The sequence below is a fragment of the Chryseobacterium sp. Leaf394 genome (assembly GCF_001424105.1).
Classification (GTDB): domain Bacteria; phylum Bacteroidota; class Bacteroidia; order Flavobacteriales; family Weeksellaceae; genus Chryseobacterium.
The window spans coordinates 195,893-216,947 of the sequence record NZ_LMQH01000004.1; the positions used below are offsets into that span (position 1 = coordinate 195,893).

Consider the following 21,055-nt stretch of genomic DNA (forward strand, 5'->3'; position numbering starts at 1 on the left):
TTATTTATAACTTCTTGCTTTAACTTCGATGTTTTCATAGATAAGATCTTCCTTGTGCAGAACCTCATTTTTGATATCATCTCCCTGATATTCCCAAGCTCCTACATATTTGAAGTTTTCATCATCTCTTTCTGCTTCACCTTCCGGAGTTGCGTGATCTTCTCTGAAATGCCCACCACAAGATTCGTTTCTGTGTAATGCATCGATAGCCATAAGCTGTCCTAATTCAATGAAATCTGCTACTCTGAACGCTTTTTCAAGCTCTGTGTTCATTCCTTCAGTTTCACCCATTACTTTTACGTTTTGCCAGAAATCTTTTTTCACTTCGTCAATTTCTGCAATCGCTTCTCTTAAACCTTCAGGAGTTCTTCCCATTCCAACCTTATTCCACATAATGTGTCCCAGTTTTTTATGGAAATAATCTACTGAATGCGTTCCTTTATTATTAACAAAGAAATTTACTTTGTCTTTAATCTCTTTTTCAGCTGCGTCAAATTCAGCAGAATTTGTAGGAATTTCTCCTGTTCTGATGTCTGCAGAAAGATAATCTGCAATCGTGTAAGGAAGAACGAAATATCCGTCTGCCAAACCTTGCATCAAAGCTGAAGCTCCCAATCTGTTGGCTCCGTGGTCTGAGAAGTTAGCTTCACCGACAACGAAACATCCAGGGATTGTAGACTGTAAGTTGTAATCAACCCAAACACCACCCATTGTATAGTGAACGGCAGGGTAAATCTTCATTGGAGTTTTATAAGGATCATCCGCAGTAATTTTTTCATACATTACGAATAAGTTACCGTACTTCTCCTCGATCCAGGCTTTTCCAAGATCATAAATCTGCTGATCTGTAGGGTTGTTGATATGCTTTTCAATAGCGGCTTCTTTACCTTTTTTCATGATTTCTGTAGAGAAATCTAAGTAAACACCCTCTTTAGTATCATTATTTTCGATTCCGTAACCGGCATCACATCTTTCTTTACCAGCTCTGGACGCAACGTCACGGGGAACAAGGTTACCGAATGCAGGATATCTCCTTTCCAAATAGTAATCTCTGTCTTCTTCTTTAATATTTTCAGGTCTCAGTTTACCTTCTCTGATGGCAACTGAATCTTCAATATTTTTAGGAACCCAAATTCTTCCGGAGTTTCTTAATGATTCAGACATCAAAGTCAGTTTAGACTGCTGTGTTCCGTGAACCGGAATACAGGTTGGGTGAATCTGAACATAACAAGGATTTGCGAAATACGCTCCTTTCTTATGAATCTTCCAAGCTGCAGAAACGTTTGAACCCATTGCATTGGTTGAAAGGAAATAAACATTTCCGTAACCTCCTGAGGCAATTACCACTGCGTGAGCTGAGTGTCTTTCGATCTCACCTGTTACAAGGTTTCTTGCGATAATTCCTCTTGCTTTTCCGTCTACGATGACCAATTCAAGCATTTCGTGACGGTTGTACATTTTTACTCTTCCTTTTCCGATCTGACGGCTTAATGAAGAATATGCACCTAATAATAACTGCTGACCAGTCTGTCCTTTTGCGTAGAAAGTTCTTTTAACCTGAACCCCACCAAATGAACGGTTATCTAACTGTCCGCCGTAATCTCTACCGAATGGAACCCCTTGAGATACACACTGGTCGATGATATTAGCAGAAACTTCAGCTAATCTATAAACGTTTGCCTCTCTTGCTCTGTAGTCACCACCTTTGATGGTATCGTAGAACAGTCTGTATGTTGAGTCACCATCACCCTGATAGTTTTTAGCAGCGTTGATACCACCCTGAGCCGCAATCGAGTGCGCTCTTCTTGGTGAATCCTGGTAACAGAATGCCTTTACATTATATCCCTGCTCAGCCAGAGTAGCTGCTGCAGAACCTCCTGCCAAACCTGTACCTACAACAATAATATCAATCTTGTCTCTGTTGTTTGGTGCAACAAGGTTCATATGGTCTTTATGATTTTTCCATTTATCCTTAAGTGGACCACCTGGAATTTTTGAATCTAATTTACTCATATTAGTATATTGAAAATTATTGAGTTACGTAATGAAAAACTGCGATGATAATAAACCCAAGCGGAACGATTACCGAAAACCAAAAACCAATCGCTTTGATTACCGGAGTATATTTTGGATGTCTTGCACCAACAGACTGGAATGAAGACTGAAAACCGTGAGCTAAGTGCATTCCTAAAAGAACGAACGAAATCACATAAAGAACGACTCTCCAGATATCGTGAAATTTATGGTGAAGTTCGTCCCAGTATCTTGTTTCATCAGGAGTATTGGCCTGAATAAATTTATAATCCAGTTCCGGAAACCAGAAATCATAAAAGTGTAAAGCAAAGAATGCTAAAATTACAGCACCTGAAATAATCATATTTCTGGAAACCCATGTAGAATTTGCCGAACCGTTGTTGTTGGCATATTTTATCGGACGTGCTTTGTTGTTTTTGATTTCAAGGATGAATCCCATAATAAAATGGAAAAGTATCCCGATGGTAAGTACAGGCTGCAAAGCGTACTGAACCAAAGGATTGTAACCCATGAAATGAGCTACTTCATTGTAAACATCAACGCTAAAAATCGATGTGATGTTAGACGACAAATGTATCACCAAGAAACTCAGCAGAAACATTGCCGAAAGTGCCATTGCATACTTCCTACCTATAGTAGAACTTGTTAAACCTGCCATAATCAGCTTTTAATTTGAATTTCCACAAAATTAAGAAATGTTAACAAGACTAAAAACTGATGAATCTCACTATTAGGCAGTTTGTAATGTTTCTAAATAAGATTGTTCACGGCTTTTTAAGCAATATATTCAGCAGGATTTTAAGTTTATTTTAATGGATAAATTTTCCCTTTAAAAACAAACATTTCGGAAGACGGAGGAATTGTTTTGATTTTAAATTCTTCAATTCTACGGGAAGACAGATAGGGATTAATAATGTACTGCTGAATTTTATCTTTTTCATTTTCAGAATTCATCCAAAATTCTACCTGATTTCCGGTTTTCACCGAGATGATAATTTCTTTTTTGTAATGATGTACGAGCAATTCATCCTTTTGATTTTCAATTATATTAAATGAAATTCTTATGATAAAAAATAGGGAAACGGCAAGAATTACATTTGAAATATTTCTCAGATTAAATTTACTGAGCATGAACTTCAATAAATACACTATTCCGAAAAGAATAAAAACCTCAGCAAGATTCATCGGAATATTTTCGAAGAAGACCGAATCGAAACCGGCAAACCAGTGAATGATTTTGAGCAGCATCTGAATCACAAAGTCATAAATCAGATTTATAAAGTGGAAATCTACGTTTAAACCAATCAAAGACGTCATCAGAAAAGACAAAATGATAATCGCTTCAGAAAACGGAACGATGAAAAAATTCGCCAGAACTGAAATCAATGAAAACTGATGAAAATAATACAGAACCAATGGCAAAGTTGCCAGCTGCGCCGAAATGGAAATTGAAATGGTGTTAAAAATGAGCTTCTTAAAATAATTATCCTGTCTCGGGAGGTATTTTAAAATCGGTTGATTGAGCCAGTAGATTCCTAAAACCGCAAGAAAACTCAACTGAAATCCGACATCGAAAATCTGCTGCGTATCGATGATTAAAATGATGAACGCCGAAAGTGCCAAAGAATGAAGTAAATCTGGTTTTCTCTGAAGCAAAACATAAATAAAATAAACCGAAATCATAATGCAGGAACGCACTACTGAATTTCCAAAACCAATGAAAACTGCAAAAATCCAAATGAAAATGAGACTGATGACGATCGCATATTTTTTAAACCTTACCGGTGAAAACCTCATCATCAGGAAATAAAACATTCCAAAAATGACAACGATATGCGTTCCCGAAATCGCCAGAAAATGTACCAAACCAGAACGGTTGAAATCCTGAACGGTTTCAGAATCGATCTCTGTGCGGTCTGCGAGAATAATTCCTTTTAAAAATTCACGGCTTCGGAAATTCATTTCAGAATGATCGATTTCCTGTAAAGTTTCAAGACGTTTCTGCCGGATTTTTTCAGTTAAATCTAAATCATTTCTCGGAGCAGACGAAATTTCGCCATTGACAAAACACTGATAATAAATATTTTTCCGTTTCAGATATTTCGAATAATTAAACTGGAAATCATGCTCGGGAGATTTTGGCTGAATAACATAAGCTTTTGCCTTGTAATAATGATTAAAATCTAATTCTTTCTGATCTTTTCCAACACTAAAAACTGCATCAAAAGATTTTTGCCCCACCTGAGCCACAACTTCATATTTCTTATATTTCTCATTGGAATTTAATTTTTTGGAGACTTTAAAAACGACGGTTTCGTTTGTCTTTAAATTTAAATTTCCGGTATTCGAATTATTATAAAAATGAAAAGAAATTCCCAGTCCTAAAAACAGGATGGGTAAAAGAAAATTTCTGATTTTAAACAAAACGTTATTCTTTAAAAAAAGCAACCCTGAAATGATGAGCAAAGACAGCAGAATCCCGAAAACCGGTTTTTGCCCAAAAGAAAAATGATCCTGAAAGAAAATTCCGAGGATCAAGGAAATGACAAGAATCAAAAGAGGCTGCCTGTTCAAAATCATCTGTGTTTGAACAAACTAAATTAAAAAATTTTATAATATGAAAGTTAAAATATTTCTACTTTTTTAGATTTAAGATAATATCGGCTGCATTTTCACTCGCTCCTCTCCCACCTAATTTTTCCCTTAAAAGTTTGAAATCATTCAGCATTTCAGCTCTTTTTTCGCCTTCAATAATGAGTTTAAGCTCCTCAACAAGATTTTTCGTATTGAGCTCGCTTTGAATTAATTCTTTCACTACTTCCCTGTCCATAATCAAATTCACCAATGAAATATATTTGATATTCTTCACAAGTCTTTTGGCTATGGCGTAAGAAATTTTACTTCCACGATAGCAAACCACTTCCAGAATATTTAGCAAAGCCGTTTCCAAAGTTGCGGTTCCTGATGTGACCAAAGCAGCTTTCGAGCACCTCAGCAAATCATAGGTTTTGTTGGAAACGAAATGTACATTTTCATCCACATATTTTTGATAAAAAGATTGATCCAGACTCGGCGCACCTGCAATTACAAACTGATAATTCTGAAAATGAGGACGCACAGACAGCATAATTTCCAGCATTTTTTCTACTTCCTGCTTTCTGGAACCTGGCAGAAGAGCGATAATTTCTTTTTCGTTTAAACCATTTTCAGATTTAAAATCATCAACATTAATTTCATTCAGATTTGAAATGGCATCTAAAAGCGGATGGCCTACAAAATGAGATTTTACATTGTGTTTTTGATAAAATTCTTTTTCAAAAGGTAAAATCACCATCATTTCATCTACATACTTTTTGATGATTTCTACACGACCTTCCTTCCACGCCCAAAGTTGTGGCGAAATGTAGTAAACTACTTTAATTCCCAATTCTTTTGCAAATTTTGCAATCCTCAGATTGAAGCCCGGATAATCAACCAAAATCAAAACATCTGGCTTATTGTTTCTGATGTCTTCTTTGCAGATTTTAATATTGTTTAAAATGGTTCTCAGATTCATCGCCACTTCAAGGAAACCCATGAATGCGAGGTCGCGGTAGTGTTTTACCAAAGTGCCTCCCTGCTTCTGCATCAGATCTCCACCCCAGAACCGAAATGCTGCGTTGGAATCTTTTTCCTTTAAAGCTTTCATTAAATTGCTTCCGTGCAAATCTCCGGAAGCTTCACCTGCGATGATGTAATATTTCATAAATGATGAATGATGAGCGATGATTGATTTTCTAAATTTCAAATATCAAACCTTAAATTTCAAATTTGAAATGAGTAAATTTGCTTCAAAGATAATGATTAAAAATGTCAGAAGAATTTGAAATAAAAAATAAAGTAGCCGCCAGCGGATTAATCAACTTTGACCTTACAGATCTGGTTCCGAAAGGTGCAAGAAAAGGGATCGACCTTAAAGATTTTCTTTTTATGGAAATGGTTTTAAAGGAAAAGGATTTTCGTGAAAAAGTCGCTGCCATCAACATTGAAGATTACAGAGATTCGTTTGTTTATGTTTACAATTCTGCAGATGCGATTGTTCCGCTCTGGGCCTATTTTTTAATCACCGCTAAACTCAGTGATGTCACCAGAAAAATTGTTTTCGGAAACCTGCAGAATTTAGAAGTCATTCTTATGCACGACGCTATTTCCAGTCATGATTTTTCTGAAATGCAGGGAAAAAGAGTTTTGGTGAAAGGCTGTTCAGACAAAGAGATTCCTGAAAATGCTTATGTGGAACTGGTTGAAAAAATTCAGCCCATTGTAAAATCTCTGATGTTTGGTGAAGCCTGCTCGAATGTTCCTATTCTGAAGAATTAATTGAAAGTTTTAGCTTAGTGGGTTCCGATTAATATTTTTTATTAAATTTGACATCTAACAAATAAAATTTAAACACAATATGAGTTTATTAGACCTTTTAACAGGAAACACAGGCAACCAGGTTGCTGAGCAGGCAGAAAACAAATATGGAGTAAGCAAAACCCAGATTCTTGCACTTTTGGCGGTAGCTGCACCATTGGTAATTTCTTACCTTCGAAACAAATCGCAGGATGCAAAGGAAGCAGAATCTCTAAATAATGCTTTGGATAAAGATCACGACGGAAGTATTCTGGATGACGTATCACAGGCGGGTGCAAGACAGGGCGAAGGCGGATCTATCCTTTCCCACATTTTCGGAAACGAAAAAAACACAGTAGAAAACAATCTTTCACAAAATACAGGAATTTCAATTGATAAAATCGGACCTATTCTGGCTATGCTCGCACCTGTGATCATGGGTTATATCGGTAAAGAAAAGCAACAGAATAATGTAGGAGCAGGAGGTCTCGGCGACCTTTTAGGAGGAATTTTAGGAGGCGCACAGACCCAGGCGCAGGCATCAAATGATCCTTTGAGCAACATTCTTGGAAGTGTTCTTGGCGGTGGTAATTCTCAATCATCGGGAGGCGGACTTGGTGACATCCTTGGAAGCGTTCTTGGTGGAGGCGGAAACAACAATAAGCAAGGCGGCGGTTTGGGTGATATCTTAGGCGGTTTTCTTGGCGGAAAATAATAGATTTAAACTTAAATACTGAATACCGGAGATTTTTGTCTCTGGTATTTTTTTGTTTTAAAATTTTTAAATTTCAATAAATATTTATTGTTTTACGATAATAAATTATATATTTGCAATAATAAAATATTTAAACATGAAATTACTCGGACCAAAATCTATCTCCACAGGATTATCCTATCTTTTTTTATCAGTATTTATATTTCTTTTATTATATACCATTTACAGGAGTTTTTTGTTAAGCATAGGTTGGTATAATTACACTTACTCTGAAAATCTACTACCAAATTTGGTTAAGACAGGAAAAGCTCCGGCGGATAACCCCACTGATCTACAAATCTATTTAAAATTTAGATTTCCATTTTTTAAAGAATTTGTGCATACGTACCTCAATGGCAAGATTTCTTTTGTCTCCGTGTTTACAAATATGTTCTCCACTTTGTTTTTTTTCTTTGCTTATAAAATATTTAGAGAACTAAACAAACCAACACTTTTTAATCAGAAAATTATTATAAAGCTAAAAGCTTTTTCAATAATCAATTTCATTTATGCGCCAGTTTATATTCTATCTATAAAAATATTGTTCAAAACAGGTCTTGAAAGTTCAATGATAATCTCTTGTTTTGCTTTTACATTTTTAGGGCTAATCTCCTATTTCATAATGGTATTTTTTCAAAACGCATATCAATTACAATCTGAAAACGATTTAACCATTTAAAATTATTTACCAATATTTCATAAAATTAAAATCATGAAACTTTTAGGAAAAAACTCTCTGCTCTACTGGCTCAAATATCCTTTTGGAATCTACACCGTCGGATTTACACTGATGTCCATCTGGATTTTAGGCTTAATGTCAGTCTACGCATCCACCAATTCAACCAATCAATTTACGTCCGTTGATCACTGGAAAACTGAAAATCACAACCAACAGGATAATTCTGAAACTGTACAGTTTCATTATCCTTTTACAAAAATGGTTCTGACAACAGAAAATTCTGTGGAAGGCATTTCTCTGGCGTTTTTAGGTTTGGCGTCTCTCAGTTTTATATTAATTGTTGTTTTTAAAATTCTAAATGAACTTTCAAAAGACAATTTTTTTACTGAAAATGCAGTAAAGAATTTCAAAATTTTAGGTTTCGGCCTTATTGCTTTCGGAAGCATTCATTTAGCCATCGATCTGTTCACCTCTTCACAGAGATTCGATTTAACACCGCCACTTATCTTCATTATCACAGGATTAATTTTTATTTTTCTGAAAGAGATTTTTGCAAAAGGAAGAAAAATTCAGGAAGAAAACGATTTAACGATTTAAACTATGCCAATCATCATCAATGTAGACGTCATGTTGGCGAAAAGAAAAATGCAGTCTCAGGAACTTGCAGAAAAAATAGGAATCACTCAGGCCAATCTTTCCATTTTAAAAACCGGAAAAGCCAAGGCTGTGAAACTGTCAACTCTGGAAGCCATTTGCAAAGCATTGGATTGTCAACCCGGAGATATTCTAGAATTTAAACCTTAAAATAAATATGACAATGAAAAAACTATTATTTATATTAGCCATCGCAGCATTCAGCGTTACATCAGCACAGGAATTATCTGATGACCACAAAAAAATGATCAGTTATGATGCTACAGAAGAATTTACCAAACTTGTCAACAGAGAAAATATTGATCTTTGCTACAAAACGAAAGATGCATCCTATTCTCTGTTAGCCTTGGCCATCAAAGCAGACCGCCCGAAAGTGTTCCAGAAACTTCTTGACAGCAATGCCGATCTGGAAAAGGTTTGCGACGGAAAAACGCCTCTGATGTTTGCAGCAAAATATGGAAATGCAGAATTTGCTAAAAAACTGATTGAAAAAGGCGCCAACAAATCAGCTAAAACAGAAAAAGGTTACACCGCTCTGGATTATGCAAAAAAGTACGAGAAACCGGAAATCATAAAACTTTTGGAATGAAAAATTCCTGAGAAAATCTCATTATGATTTGTCTCTTTGAAAGTTGCATGAAAATTTATCAAAAAAAATATTTAGATTTGTAAATAATTAATCAGTAATATCTACAATATGAAAAATATAATTTCTACTTTTTTATCACTGGCATTCATTGTCATTTCTGTGTCAGTAAATGCACAGCAAATTACGAAAGAGCAACAAAAACGTTTTCAGACGGGAAATGTGGAGCAGTTTAAGAACGCTTTCCCAACAGATTCTTACAATAAATGCTTTTACGTAAAAGGAGAATCGTTTACACCGCTTGCATTCAGCACGAGACACAGTAAAACTGAAATTTTCAATTATCTTCTGGCAAATGGTGCAGACGTAAATCTTGCCTGCAACGGAAATACGCCTTTAATGGAAGCTGCAAAATTTGATGCTCCGGAATTGGCAAAACTACTTCTGAAAAAAGGAGCTGACAAAAATGCAAAGGACGCTGAAGGTCTTACCGCGAAAGATTATGCCGTAAAATATAAGCGTACAGAAATTTTGAAACTTCTGAAATAGAAAAATCATACAGACAATACTTAAAACTTCCTTCGGGGAGTTTTTTTTGTTTAGAATGCCCTTCAAAAATCTTATCTTTGCCCACGAAAATTCAAAGTTCAAAGTTCAATCATTCAAAGTTGATATACTGAACTTTAAGCTCTGTAATTTGAACTTTGAATTTTAAATATTGAATTTTAAATCAAAAAAAGCATGTTTCGATCGCACACAAACGGAGAATTATCTCTGAAAAATCTTAATGAAGAAGTTACACTTTCAGGATGGGTACAGACCATTCGTGATAAAGGATTTATGATTTGGATAGATCTTCGGGACCGTTACGGAATTACGCAGCTGGTTTTCGACCAGGACCGTTCTACAGCAGAGCTGATGGAAAATGCTAAAAAACTGGGACGCGAGTTTGTAATTCAGGTAACAGGAAAAGTGATTGAAAGAGTCAGCAAAAACCCAAATATTCCAACGGGAGAAATAGAAATTTTAGTTGAAAAACTAACCGTTCTTAATGAATCTCAACTTCCGCCTTTCACGATTGAAGATGAAACAGATGGTGGCGAAGAATTGAGAATGAAATACAGATATCTCGACATCAGAAGAGCTCCGGTAAGAGACAAACTGATTTTCCGTCACAAAATGGCGCAGAAAGTGAGAAATTATCTTTCAGACGAAGGTTTTATCGAGGTTGAAACGCCGGTTTTAATTAAGTCTACTCCGGAAGGAGCAAGAGATTTCGTTGTGCCAAGCAGAATGAATCCAGGACAGTTTTACGCATTGCCACAATCGCCACAAACTTTCAAACAGTTGTTAATGGTTGGCGGAATGGACCGATATTTCCAAATCGTGAAATGTTTCCGTGATGAGGATCTGCGTGCTGACAGACAGCCGGAGTTCACCCAAATTGATTGCGAAATGGCATTTGTAGAGCAGGAAGATATTATGAATGTTTTTGAAGGAATGACCAAAGTTCTTTTGAAAGACATTACCGGAAACGAATTCGGAAATTTCCCAAGAATGACCTTCGCCGATGCGATGCAGAAATACGGAAACGACAAACCGGACATCCGTTTCGGAATGGAGTTTCACGAACTGAATGATTTAACAAAAGGAAAAGATTTCAAAATACTCGACGATGCAGAACTGGTAGTCGGAATCAATGTTGAAGGCATTGCAGATTACACCAGAAAACAAATCGACGAATTGGTAGATTGGGTAAAACGCCCTCAAATTGGCGCAACAGGCTTGGTCTGGATTAAATTCCAAAATGATGGTGTCGTGACTTCTTCGGTAAATAAATTTTACAACGAGGAAGATTTGAAAAAAATCACAGAGGAATTCGGAGCAAAAGCTGGAGATTTAATCTTCGTAATGTCAGGAAATGCAGACAAAGTAAGAACGCAACTTTCCGCTTTGAGAATGGAACTCGGAAACCGTCTTGGCTTGAGAAAAGGAAACGAATTCGCACCACTTTGGGTGGTAGATTTCCCGTTGCTGGAATTTGACGAAGAAAGTGGACGTTACCACGCAATGCACCACCCTTTCACGTCGCCAAAAACCGAAGATTTCCACCTTTTGCAGACCGACCCGGGAAAAGCAAGAGCCAACGCATACGATTTGGTTTTGAACGGAAACGAAATTGGCGGTGGTTCTATCAGAATTTTTGATAAAGATTTACAATCCAGAATGTTTGACCTTTTAGGCTTCTCAAAAGAAGAAGCAGAAGCGCAGTTCGGATTCCTGATGAACGCCTTTAAATATGGTGCTCCACCTCACGGTGGTTTGGCGTTCGGATTTGACCGATTAGTAGCAATTCTTGATGGAAATGAGGTGATTCGAGATTACATCGCTTTCCCGAAAAACAATTCAGGGCGTGATGTGATGATCGATGCACCAGCGTCTATTGCTGATGAACAGCTCGATGAACTGGAACTGAAATTAAATTTAAAATCATAAATTAGAAGCGGGAATTTTTTTCTCGCTTTTTTATTATGAAAAAACTAATACCTTTTATTCTTTTACTGAGTTTCAATTTTTGCAATTGTCAATTTTTAGAGGAGCATTATTCACAGAGTAAAATTTACAAGCTCAAACAAAAGCTCGAATCAGGTCAAAAAAATGCTTTCTATGAATTAGCTTCTTATCTTGACAGTCATAAAAAACTGGCTGAATTTTTAGGTCATCATTATTTAGAAACTGAAGAAAGTTCTTTAGCAAAAAGAGCTATTGAAGAAAATTCAGTTTTCACAAATCAAGAAATTATTATCGACAGTATTTCCAGTTCGAAACAATTTTTAGATTTTCTGAAGAAAAATGATGGTAAAATAAAATATTCTACTGAGATACAGGCTTTTTATATCACGCCAATTGCACGAAGAAAAGAATCTGTAGAATTCAGAGAACTTCCGAAAGCAAAGTTTGAAAAACTGTCCAAAAGAATTCCCAAAATCCTTCAACAAGATTGGGCTACAAATGCTGGAATAGATGTTTTAATTCAACAAAATAAACCAGAAAGTCTACTGAAAATCTGCGAAGAATTTTATCGTAGAAGAGACAAATTCAATTTTTATAATCCTAACAAAGATGACCTTTATGACGTATTATCATTTTTGATTCGGAAAGATATTGGTTTGATAGGCAGAAACAACGGCTTGACTTGGAACACTACAGATTTCAATTTTGATAATAACTCTATTCTAAACTTACTGATTTATTTTTCGAAGAATTATAAAAATTTTGTTTGGAATGATTCTGAAAAGTATTTCATCAATAAAAATTTACAGTCAGAAAAAATAGATAACATTGCAGATTTATTCGAAGATTTGTACAATGAAAATGATACGATTGCTTTGAATTCATATATTAAACTATCCCAAAGCAATTCAAAAAGAGTTGGAGAATTGTCCACTGAAAAAAATAAAAACTTTCTTGATGGAACAAATTATGTAATTCCAATGTTTCCCTTTAGGTTTTTAATTCAACTTTCTTTACTGACAGAATATTGCCATCACAACAATATTGATTTTTTGGGAAATGATGTTTTAAAATCCAATATCGAAAAATTGAGTTCCAAATTAACTTTTGCAGAAAGGCGAAAACTTGAAAATCAATTAATAGATGACCTTAAACCCGAAGAGATTACGCCTTTAGAATATTGGACTCTGATTTATCAGAAGAAATCAAATCTGCAAGAATCCGTTTCCCGAATTCTGGATATTTATTTTACTAAAAACTGGGATGGAATTTTAAAAGATGACCAAAAACTAAAGTTCTATTTGAAAAAATCTATATTCTTTGCAAGAATTGGAATCAATGGGAATCTTAATTATTACATTTATAAATTCCTCGGAAATGGCTCTGAGACGATAGATATTCTAAGCAAAATCAAAACGGATGACACAGAACTACAATTGCAAATCAATCTCGCCAAAAAACTTTGTTTGGAAAAATTTGATTATCCTATTGATGATAAAAAAATCAGTGGTGGAAACTTTAATAGTCAGAAAATAAATATCCAACAGGAAGTAGATAAATTAAGAATAACCGCAAAAAACGATGATGATTTTGAATATGATGTTTTAAAAATATTCTCCAAAATTGGTTACTCTCAAATACTCGAAGCAATCAAAGTTGCGGATAAAATTAAATTTAAGAAAGAAAATTACAGAGATAAATACTCTTTCCTGAAACGGGACTTTGGATTTTTCAGTATTGACAATTGGGAAGCTGAGGATGTGAGAAGAGATTTTCTTTCCGTATATCATTCTCATAAAGAAAAGCAACTTTATGAATACTACCTGGACAAAGCAGGAATCGATTATAAAAATAATGATAAAAGTCTCGATTATGACAAAATCTACGAAATCCTAAAGTTTAATATTGTAACTCCATATACAGGAAGTCAAGAATACGAAAATGAAGTTGGATCGATCATCAAGCTTTTGGAACTGAATCACAAAACAACGTTAGGATATCCTGACAAACTATGCAATTCAGCGGGAATATACATCTGTCCACCTTCTGATAGAGCTTGGGAATGGAGAAAATATCTGAAAGATAAAAAGCTTTTAAAACAAAAACATTCTGACATTGTTTCGTTTAATTATGGATATTATTTAGATAAAGTTTTGCTTTACAAATCGCTTAACAAATAATCGATATCAATCTCTTAAAATTAAATTTGCTGAGAAAAGTAAATCAGAATTCACTAATTTTACTCAAACACAAAATATTTAATGATGAACTCTCCCCTGCAAATCTTACAGCAATATTTCGGCTACGACAACTTCCGCCTCGAGCAAGCCAACGCCGTTGAAAATATAATTTCGAAAAAAGATACATTTGTTTTAATGCCAACTGGTGGTGGAAAATCACTTTGTTATCAGGTTCCGGCGTTAGTTTTGGAAGGCACTGCCATCGTCATTTCTCCATTGATTGCATTGATGAAAGACCAGGTTGATGCGTTGCGCGTAAACGGAATTCCTGCTTTGTACATCAATTCTTCCATGTCTTCTTTTGAACAGAATGAAACTTTAAATCAATTAAAAAACGGTCAGCTCAAACTTTTATATGTTGCACCCGAAAAATTAAGTGCAGATAATGGTGCGTTTTTAAAATTGTTGAACGACGTCAACATTTCCCTGTTTGCAGTAGATGAGGCGCATTGTGTTTCGCACTGGGGTCACGATTTCCGTCCGGATTATTTGTTTTTAAATGGCTTAAAAAAACAATTTCCAGAAATTCCAATCATCGCTTTGACGGCAAGTGCAGACGAAATTACGAGGAAAGACATCATCAAACAGCTGAATCTTCAGAATCCTTTGGTTTTAGTTTCTTCGTTCAACAGAGCCAATATCAAATATTTTGTTCAGCCGAAAAAATCTGTCTTAAAAAATATCATTCAATACCTCAATGAGCATCCTGACGATTCGGGAATTATCTACTGCTTATCAAGGAAAGGAACTGAAGAAATGTCGAATAACCTGAGAGAAAACGGCATCAACTCGGCTTTTTATCATGCAGGAATTTCTTCTGCGGAAAGGGCAAAAGTTCAGGAAGATTTTTTGAAGGATAAAACCCGCGTAATGGTGGCTACGATTGCTTTCGGAATGGGAATCGACAAGAGCAATGTCCGTTTTGTGATGCACGCAGATTTGCCTAAAAATATCGAAAGTTATTATCAGGAAACGGGAAGAGCTGGACGGGATGGTTTGCAGAGTGAAGCGATTTTGTTTTATTCGAATGCGGATGTGATCAAACTGAAACGGTTTGCAATGATAGAAGGCAATGAGGAGCAATCCGAACTGATGTTGCGAAAGCTGAAACAAATGTCTGATTTTGCCGAAATGCAAAAATGCAGACGACAGTATTTAATGGAATATTTTGGCGAAAAGCACGATGGCAACTGCAACTCCTGCGATTATTGCCTCAGTGATTTTGAAACTTTTGACGCAACGGTTGATGCTCAGAAATTATTGAGTGCTGTTTACAGATTGAAAGAACGTTACGGAAAAACAATGATTATTGACTTTCTGCGGGGTTCCCAAAGTGTGAAAATTACAGATTACATGCGCAGTTTACCGACCTACGGCGTTGGAAATAATCAGGATAAAAATTACTGGCAAAACTTAATAACTCAGTTGCTCATCAAAGGTATTTTAGCTGAATCGAATGAGGAATTTTCTGTTTTAAAACTGAATGACGAAAGCAAATCAGTTTTATTTAAAGATAAAAAAGTAATCTTCGAGAAAGTAAAAGAACGGGCAAAAGCTGTGACCGTTGCAGAAATAGAAACTGACTATTCCACTCCAGATATCGATGCAAATGAAGAACTTTTTGCAGAACTGAAAACTTTAAGAAGGGAAATTGCCGAGCGTGAAAATGTTCCGCCTTACGTCATTTTTTCGGATGCTACTTTGCTTGAATTATCAGCTTACCTACCTAATTCAAAAGAAGAATTGAATCAGATCAGTGGGTTCGGAGTTTTTAAAATTGAAAAGTATGGAGAAATATTTCTTCCGACAATCATTGAGTTTTGTATTAAGAATAATTTGAGCAGTAAAATCTCCGAGAAAAGGCCTAAGAAAGCACGTGAACCAAAGAAAGCAGCTAAAAGTACATCGGGAACTTTCGCCACCACTTTTGAGCTGTACAAACAAAATCACAGTGTTGAGGAAATTGCCAGGCTGAGAAGTCTTTCAATAACTACAATTCAAAATCACCTATCAAGATTCGTTGAATCCGGAGAAATCGAAGCCAGTACTTTAATGGATATCGCCAAAGTTGCACCGATTATTGAAATCGCAAGAAGCCAGACCATTCAATCTCTGAAAGTCATTAAAGAACAATTAGGCGATGATTTTTCTTACTTTGAAATTCATGTTGCGATTGCTTACCATAAATTGCTGCAGAAAGATGTAACATAATTTTCTGATGCATTTGATCATTTCAAATATATTTTTTTTAGAACCTTAATAAAGTGGAGTAAATACCACTTTCAGAATAAACAAATTAGAACATAAAAATATGAATCCCACAAGTCTAACATACAATACACCAACTTCCGGGGAAATTACCAAAACGATTTATGAGTATGAATTTAAAAGGCTTTGGAAAAAAAATCTGGATGAAAATGTTGCAAATCTATTTTTTGGAATTTTCTGCCTGTTAATCGTAGTACTTACTCTTATTTTTGAACCGGATTTATTTACAGGCTTTTTTGCAGGAATGGGACTGATCGCATTTTCAACTTATATTTCCCGCTATCTTTCATACCGAACATCCAAAAAAAAATTAAAGGAAATAATTGAGAAAGACAATTCGGATCTGAAATTAAATTCAAACGATGTGATTTGGGAATTTACACCTGATCATTTTAAATTTAAAAACTATAAATCTGAGTACATATGTATTTGGAGTGAAATTACCTATTGCGTTTTAGATGACCAATTTCTCTATATTACAGCATCTTCACGACTCAATTTTGTTTTAGACAAAGCCAACGTAGACGAGGAAAACCTGAATAAAACCATTCAGTATCTGGAAGAGAAAGCTCAATTTAAAGAAATTTGATAAACTTCCTCGTTAAAATACATTAAATCTCACGGCACAATCATTGTAAGTTTTAAACAAAATAAAGACAATGAAAGCAATTTGGAACGGTGCCATTGGTTTTGGCTTAGTCAATATTCCTGTAAAGATTTATTCTGCGACAGAAACCAGCAAACTGGATCTCGATATGCTGGATAAATCTGATTTTTCTAATATTAAATTTAAAAGAGTTAACGAAAAAACGGGCAAGGACGTCAAATGGACAAACATCGTAAAAGGTTTTCTGATAGACGATAAATACGTTGTTCTGGAAGATGAAGATTACAAAGCTGCAAGTCCTGAAAAGACGAAAATACTCGGCATCGAACACTTTGTGAAAGAAGCCGAAGTGGATTCCGTTTATTTTGAAACTCCCTATTTTCTGGAACCTCAAAAGAATGGTGAAAATGCATACAGACTTTTAATCAAAGCCTTGCAGCAGACTAAAATGGTCGGTATCGGAACTTTTGTTTTACGTGATACTGAAGCGATTGGGATGATCCGTCCTTATAATGATGATGTTCTGGTTTTAAACCGGTTGAGATTCGATCAGGAAATCCGCGATTATAAACAGTTGAAAATTCCTGCTAAAAAAGCACCGAAACCTGCAGAGCTGAAGATGGCAAAAAATCTGATAGAGCAACTCTCCGAGCCTTTTGATCCTACTTTTTATAAAAACACCTATTCCGAATCACTGCTTAAAATCATTAAGAAAAAGGCCAAAGGAAAATCTGTAAAAGTGAAAAAATCTGAACCTGCAAAACAGGGCAAAGTAATCGATTTAATGGCTCAACTAAAAGCCAGTTTACAAACTCCGAAATCTAAAAACGCTTCCTGATCATGGCTCTTAAAGATTACAACGATAAACGAAAGTTCGATAAAACGACCGAACCCAAAGGAAAAACAAAAAAGAGTGATGACAAACTCGTTTTTGTAATTCAGAGACATGCGGCATCCCGTCTGCATTACGATTTTCGTCTGGAGATGGAAGGTGTGTTGAAAAGCTGGGCAGTTCCGAAAGGGCCATCACTGAATCCCGAAGACAAACGTCTGGCGATGATGGTGGAAGATCACCCATACGATTACAAAGATTTTGAAGGAAATATTCCTGAAGGAAATTATGGCGCCGGACAGGTGGAAATCTGGGACAGCGGGACATACGAACCTCTTGATGATACAAGCAAACTTTCTGACGAAAAAGAACTCTTGAAAGAGCTGAAAAGCGGTTCATTAAAATTTATTTTGCATGGTAAAAAACTGAAAGGAGAATTTGCTTTGGTGAAAATGAAAAATGCTGAGAACAATTCATGGCTTCTGATTAAACATAAAGATAAATTTGCTAAAGATGAATACGATGCTGAAGAAAATGTTTCGCCGAAATCATTAGTTTCAAAATTCATCGAGGAAAAAAAAAGCCTAAAAAGCAGCAAAAAGAAGTCATAACTTCCGAAACCAAACCTAAATTCCAGCGGTTCAATTCTTTGGTGGATGAGAAGAAATTAGAAAAATTCATCAAACCAATGCTCGCAAAATCTTCTGAAGATGCGTTTGACGACGAAGACTGGATTTTTGAGATTAAATGGGACGGTTACCGTGCAGTAGCCGATCTCAGCAAAAAACAGCCGTTGTTTTATTCCAGAAACGGAATTTCATTTTTATCTAAATTCAGTTCCATTACCGAAGATTTTAGTCAGCAGAAACACCACATGATTTTGGATGGTGAAATTGTTGCCTACGACGAAAACGGAAAACCAAGCTTTCAGCTGTTGCAGCAGATTGGCGACAATCCCCATTTGGCTTTGACGTATCAGGTTTTTGACCTTTTGTGGCTGAATGGTCATTCTACCGAAGAACTTTCCTTACTTCAGCGAAAAGAGCTTTTAAAAGATGCTTTAACTGAAACTGATCTGATCAAATTCTGCGACCACGTTCCTGAAAAGGGAATAGAGTTTTTTAATCAGATGAAAAAAATGCAGCTGGAAGGCATGATTGCCAAGAAAGCCGACAGCGTCTATACCGAAAGTTCCCGAAGCACCGACTGGCTCAAAATAAAATTCACCAATACTGAAGAAGCAATTATCTGCGGTTTCACAGAACCAAAAGGCTCCCGACAGGGTTTTGGCGCTTTGATTTTAGGAAAATACATTGATGGGAAAATAATCTACTCCGGACATACAGGAACAGGTTTTAACAACGAGTTGTTGATTCAGATTCATGAGCGGCTGAAAAAACTGGTGGTCAAATCGTCACCCTTTGAAACCGTTCCTAAAACCAATATGCCTGTGACATGGACAAAACCTGAATTGGTCTGTGAAATTAAATTCTCAGAAATCACCAAAGACGGAATGTTCAGACATCCTGTATTTGTAGCGATCCGTGAAGATAAAGAGGCAAAAGAAATCAGCAGTTCAGTTAAGAAACCTGCTCATAAAACTTCAAAATCCAAAACTATGACGACAAAAAAATCTACCGAAAACACAGAAGATGCCAGCGAAAAAGACAGTGAAATTACGCTGAACCGTCACAAAATAACACTGACCAATCAGGATAAAATCTATTTTCCAAAAGACAAAATCAGCAAAGGTGACGTGGTGGATTATTATCAGTCGGTAGCAGATTATATTTTACCGCATCTGAAAAACCGGCCCCTTTCACTCAACCGTTTTCCAAGTGGAATTGATCACTCAGGATTTTATCAGAAAGATGCAGGTGATTCTTTTCCGGACTGGATAAAAACGACCAAAGTTCACTCTGAATCCACCGATAAATACATTGATTACGCCATCTGCAACGATAAAGCTACATTGGCTTATCTCAACAATTTGGGTTGCATCGATTTCAATCCGTGGAATTCTTCGCTTCCCGATCTCGAACATCCTGATTATTTGGTTTTGGATCTCGATCCGTCGAAGAAAAACACTTTTGATCATGTAATTGAAACGGCACAGCAGGTGAAAGAAGTTTTAGATTTAATTAAGATAAAAGGCTACTGCAAAACTTCCGGAAGTACAGGAATTCACATCTACATTCCGATGGGCGGCAGTTACGATTACGATCAGGTGAAAGATTTTGCGTTGATCCTGATGCAGCAGGTTCACGAAAAGCTTCCGAAAATTACAACCCTGGAACGCAGTCTGCAAAAGAGAGATGATAAAAAAATCTACCTCGACTACCTTCAAAACCGACAGGGACAAACTTTAGCCAGCGTTTACAGCCTAAGGCCGAAAGAAGGTGCGGCCGTTTCAATGCCACTGGAATGGGCTGAACTGAAAAAAGGTTTGAAACCCACAGATTTCAATATTGAAAATGCGTTAGAAAGAATAAAATCAAAAGGAGATTTGTTTAAACCTGTTTTAGGAAAAGGAATTGATATGATGAAGGCGCTGGAATTGTTGGAATAGATAAATCGATGCCCGCACATAATAACAGTCTTTTTTTACAGTAGGTTTGTCATTCTGAAAGAATCTAAGCATAAATTGTAATATATTGAATCTACTGCTATATTGAGATCCCTACGGGATGACATACTGAGTGCTGATGAACTGAAATACATAATCAAGGTAACTTCGCCACCAAACTCTCCGGCAAAATTTTCAAAATAAAATAAATCAGTTTCCATTTAAAATTGGGAACGATGGTGAAAGAATTTCCCGCATCAACGATATGTTTTGCCACATAATCAGGTTCCATCAGAAGATTTTTATTGAGTTCCAAACCGGCATTGATCTTTGTATTGATATATCCGCTAACCAAAACGTTCACTGTAATATTTCGTTGAGCCAATTCCTGTCTTAAACCTGCAAGATAGGTTGTGAACGCAGCTTTTGTGCTTCCGTAAACAAAATTACTTTTCCTTCCACGAACACCCGAAAGTGATGACAGTCCGATGATTCTTTCTAAATTTTTATTGGATTGATCCATCGCCACAATATTCAAAATAGAAACACCGCCCATGTAATTGACCTGCATCATTTCCTGAGTTCCTTTAAAATCTCTCAAAGCATCAATGTTTTCTACCAAAAATCCTGCGGCGTAAACGACGATATGAGGTTTAGTAGAAAGTTCATCATAAAATTTTTGATGGGAATCAAAATCTGCTGCATCAAAATATAAAACAGAAACTTTATCTGACAAATTATTATCTTCAACAAAATCTTTCAGAGAATCTGTACTTCTAGAAGCGGCGGTGATGACAAAACCTTTTTCAACATACTGTAAAATACACTGTTTTGCCACATCGGAATTGGCACCGAGAATAAGAACGTTTTTGGCTTTGTTTTGATTCATGGAGCAAAGATATTTTTTAAAATATAGTTTTACAAATCGTTGTCTGCATTAAACA

At 35.9% G+C, this 21,055-nt stretch carries 19 protein-coding genes; 14 read left to right on the forward strand and 5 right to left on the reverse strand.

Annotation, left to right across the window (positions count from 1 at the left end; genetic code table 11):
• The 4 genes from ASG21_RS01595 to lpxB form a co-directional block, all read right to left on the reverse strand.
• Nucleotides 1-2,013 carry a fumarate reductase/succinate dehydrogenase flavoprotein subunit gene (locus ASG21_RS01595; protein ID WP_056074902.1) on the reverse strand — a complete coding sequence of 671 codons (2,013 nt, stop codon included), beginning with the start codon at nt 2,011-2,013 and terminating at the stop codon, nt 1-3.
• Between the two features lie 16 nt (nt 2,014-2,029).
• A complete protein-coding gene (locus tag ASG21_RS01600; protein ID WP_056074905.1) occupies nt 2,030-2,692 on the reverse strand; it encodes a succinate dehydrogenase cytochrome b subunit in 663 nt (220 codons plus the stop codon).
• A 146-nt stretch (nt 2,693-2,838) separates the two neighbouring features.
• Nucleotides 2,839-4,614 carry a ComEC/Rec2 family competence protein gene (locus ASG21_RS01605; RefSeq protein ID WP_056074908.1) on the reverse strand — a complete coding sequence of 592 codons (1,776 nt, stop codon included), beginning with the start codon at nt 4,612-4,614 and terminating at the stop codon, nt 2,839-2,841.
• Nucleotides 4,615-4,669: 55 nt separating this feature from the next.
• On the reverse strand, nt 4,670-5,779 hold the full coding sequence (gene lpxB, locus ASG21_RS01610) for a lipid-A-disaccharide synthase (RefSeq protein ID WP_056074910.1): 1,110 nt from the start codon (nt 5,777-5,779) through the stop codon (nt 4,670-4,672).
• 104 nt (nt 5,780-5,883) lie between these two features.
• Between lpxB and ASG21_RS01615 the strand changes: the two genes are divergently transcribed.
• The 14 genes from ASG21_RS01615 (at nt 5,884) to ligD (ending at nt 20,114) form a co-directional block, all read left to right on the forward strand.
• Complete coding sequence (locus ASG21_RS01615; protein ID WP_056074912.1) at nt 5,884-6,393, forward strand: DUF2480 family protein; 510 nt, start codon at nt 5,884-5,886, stop codon at nt 6,391-6,393.
• Nucleotides 6,394-6,472: 79 nt separating this feature from the next.
• Nucleotides 6,473-7,126, forward strand: coding sequence for a DUF937 domain-containing protein (locus ASG21_RS01620; protein WP_056074914.1), 654 nt, complete (start codon nt 6,473-6,475; stop codon nt 7,124-7,126).
• A 136-nt stretch (nt 7,127-7,262) separates the two neighbouring features.
• Nucleotides 7,263-7,844: a DUF2975 domain-containing protein gene (locus ASG21_RS01625; protein WP_056074916.1), complete on the forward strand. Its 582-nt coding sequence runs from the start codon at nt 7,263-7,265 to the stop codon at nt 7,842-7,844.
• Nucleotides 7,845-7,877: 33 nt separating this feature from the next.
• Entirely contained in the window at nt 7,878-8,441 is a 564-nt protein-coding gene (locus ASG21_RS01630) for a DUF2975 domain-containing protein (RefSeq protein ID WP_056074918.1), read from the forward strand.
• A gap of 3 nt (nt 8,442-8,444) precedes the next feature.
• Nucleotides 8,445-8,648, forward strand: a complete 204-nt coding sequence (locus tag ASG21_RS01635; RefSeq protein WP_056035798.1) for a helix-turn-helix transcriptional regulator — start codon at nt 8,445-8,447, stop codon at nt 8,646-8,648.
• 13 nt (nt 8,649-8,661) lie between these two features.
• The gene (locus tag ASG21_RS01640; RefSeq protein WP_128414184.1) at nt 8,662-9,087 is read left to right on the forward strand and encodes an ankyrin repeat domain-containing protein; all 426 of its coding nucleotides are present in this window, start codon (nt 8,662-8,664) and stop codon (nt 9,085-9,087) included.
• 108 nt (nt 9,088-9,195) lie between these two features.
• Entirely contained in the window at nt 9,196-9,633 is a 438-nt protein-coding gene (locus ASG21_RS01645) for an ankyrin repeat domain-containing protein (RefSeq protein WP_056074922.1), read from the forward strand.
• 192 nt (nt 9,634-9,825) lie between these two features.
• Complete coding sequence (aspS, locus tag ASG21_RS01650) at nt 9,826-11,580, forward strand: aspartate--tRNA ligase (protein ID WP_056074924.1); 1,755 nt, start codon at nt 9,826-9,828, stop codon at nt 11,578-11,580.
• A gap of 35 nt (nt 11,581-11,615) precedes the next feature.
• A complete protein-coding gene (locus ASG21_RS01655; RefSeq protein WP_056074926.1) occupies nt 11,616-13,778 on the forward strand; it encodes a hypothetical protein in 2,163 nt (720 codons plus the stop codon).
• An 81-nt stretch (nt 13,779-13,859) separates the two neighbouring features.
• Entirely contained in the window at nt 13,860-16,049 is a 2,190-nt protein-coding gene (recQ, locus tag ASG21_RS01660; protein ID WP_128414185.1) for a DNA helicase RecQ, read from the forward strand.
• A 100-nt stretch (nt 16,050-16,149) separates the two neighbouring features.
• A complete protein-coding gene (locus tag ASG21_RS01665; protein ID WP_056074928.1) occupies nt 16,150-16,695 on the forward strand; it encodes a hypothetical protein in 546 nt (181 codons plus the stop codon).
• 70 nt (nt 16,696-16,765) lie between these two features.
• A complete protein-coding gene (locus ASG21_RS01670; RefSeq protein WP_056074930.1) occupies nt 16,766-17,551 on the forward strand; it encodes a Ku protein in 786 nt (261 codons plus the stop codon).
• 2 nt (nt 17,552-17,553) lie between these two features.
• On the forward strand, nt 17,554-18,156 hold the full coding sequence (locus ASG21_RS01675; protein ID WP_056074932.1) for a DNA polymerase ligase N-terminal domain-containing protein: 603 nt from the start codon (nt 17,554-17,556) through the stop codon (nt 18,154-18,156).
• A gap of 41 nt (nt 18,157-18,197) precedes the next feature.
• Entirely contained in the window at nt 18,198-20,114 is a 1,917-nt protein-coding gene (gene ligD, locus ASG21_RS01680) for a DNA ligase D (RefSeq protein WP_241773430.1), read from the forward strand.
• A gap of 154 nt (nt 20,115-20,268) precedes the next feature.
• On the opposite strand, the gene ASG21_RS01685 is transcribed toward ligD, so the two are convergent.
• On the reverse strand, nt 20,269-21,000 hold the full coding sequence (locus tag ASG21_RS01685; protein WP_056074937.1) for an SDR family NAD(P)-dependent oxidoreductase: 732 nt from the start codon (nt 20,998-21,000) through the stop codon (nt 20,269-20,271).
• Nucleotides 21,001-21,055 lie beyond the last annotated feature (55 nt).

What these genes read in the sequence shown, in the direction of transcription:
- ASG21_RS01600 (WP_056074905.1), bottom strand. Translation starts at nt 2,692, where the DNA reads ATGGCAGGTTTAACAAGTTCTACTATAGGTAGGAAGTATGCAATGGCA.
- ASG21_RS01645 (WP_056074922.1), top strand. Translation starts at nt 9,196, where the DNA reads ATGAAAAATATAATTTCTACTTTTTTATCACTGGCATTCATTGTCATT.
- recQ (WP_128414185.1), top strand. Translation starts at nt 13,860, where the DNA reads ATGATGAACTCTCCCCTGCAAATCTTACAGCAATATTTCGGCTACGAC.
- lpxB (WP_056074910.1), bottom strand. Translation starts at nt 5,779, where the DNA reads ATGAAATATTACATCATCGCAGGTGAAGCTTCCGGAGATTTGCACGGA.
- ASG21_RS01670 (WP_056074930.1), top strand. Translation starts at nt 16,766, where the DNA reads ATGAAAGCAATTTGGAACGGTGCCATTGGTTTTGGCTTAGTCAATATT.
- ASG21_RS01605 (WP_056074908.1), bottom strand. Translation starts at nt 4,614, where the DNA reads ATGATTTTGAACAGGCAGCCTCTTTTGATTCTTGTCATTTCCTTGATC.
- ASG21_RS01630 (WP_056074918.1), top strand. Translation starts at nt 7,878, where the DNA reads ATGAAACTTTTAGGAAAAAACTCTCTGCTCTACTGGCTCAAATATCCT.
- ASG21_RS01625 (WP_056074916.1), top strand. Translation starts at nt 7,263, where the DNA reads ATGAAATTACTCGGACCAAAATCTATCTCCACAGGATTATCCTATCTT.
- ASG21_RS01675 (WP_056074932.1), top strand. Translation starts at nt 17,554, where the DNA reads ATGGCTCTTAAAGATTACAACGATAAACGAAAGTTCGATAAAACGACC.
- ASG21_RS01665 (WP_056074928.1), top strand. Translation starts at nt 16,150, where the DNA reads ATGAATCCCACAAGTCTAACATACAATACACCAACTTCCGGGGAAATT.
- ASG21_RS01640 (WP_128414184.1), top strand. Translation starts at nt 8,662, where the DNA reads ATGAAAAAACTATTATTTATATTAGCCATCGCAGCATTCAGCGTTACA.
- ASG21_RS01595 (WP_056074902.1), bottom strand. Translation starts at nt 2,013, where the DNA reads ATGAGTAAATTAGATTCAAAAATTCCAGGTGGTCCACTTAAGGATAAA.
- ASG21_RS01685 (WP_056074937.1), bottom strand. Translation starts at nt 21,000, where the DNA reads ATGAATCAAAACAAAGCCAAAAACGTTCTTATTCTCGGTGCCAATTCC.
- ASG21_RS01615 (WP_056074912.1), top strand. Translation starts at nt 5,884, where the DNA reads ATGTCAGAAGAATTTGAAATAAAAAATAAAGTAGCCGCCAGCGGATTA.
- aspS (WP_056074924.1), top strand. Translation starts at nt 9,826, where the DNA reads ATGTTTCGATCGCACACAAACGGAGAATTATCTCTGAAAAATCTTAAT.
- ASG21_RS01620 (WP_056074914.1), top strand. Translation starts at nt 6,473, where the DNA reads ATGAGTTTATTAGACCTTTTAACAGGAAACACAGGCAACCAGGTTGCT.
- ASG21_RS01635 (WP_056035798.1), top strand. Translation starts at nt 8,445, where the DNA reads ATGCCAATCATCATCAATGTAGACGTCATGTTGGCGAAAAGAAAAATG.
- ASG21_RS01655 (WP_056074926.1), top strand. Translation starts at nt 11,616, where the DNA reads ATGAAAAAACTAATACCTTTTATTCTTTTACTGAGTTTCAATTTTTGC.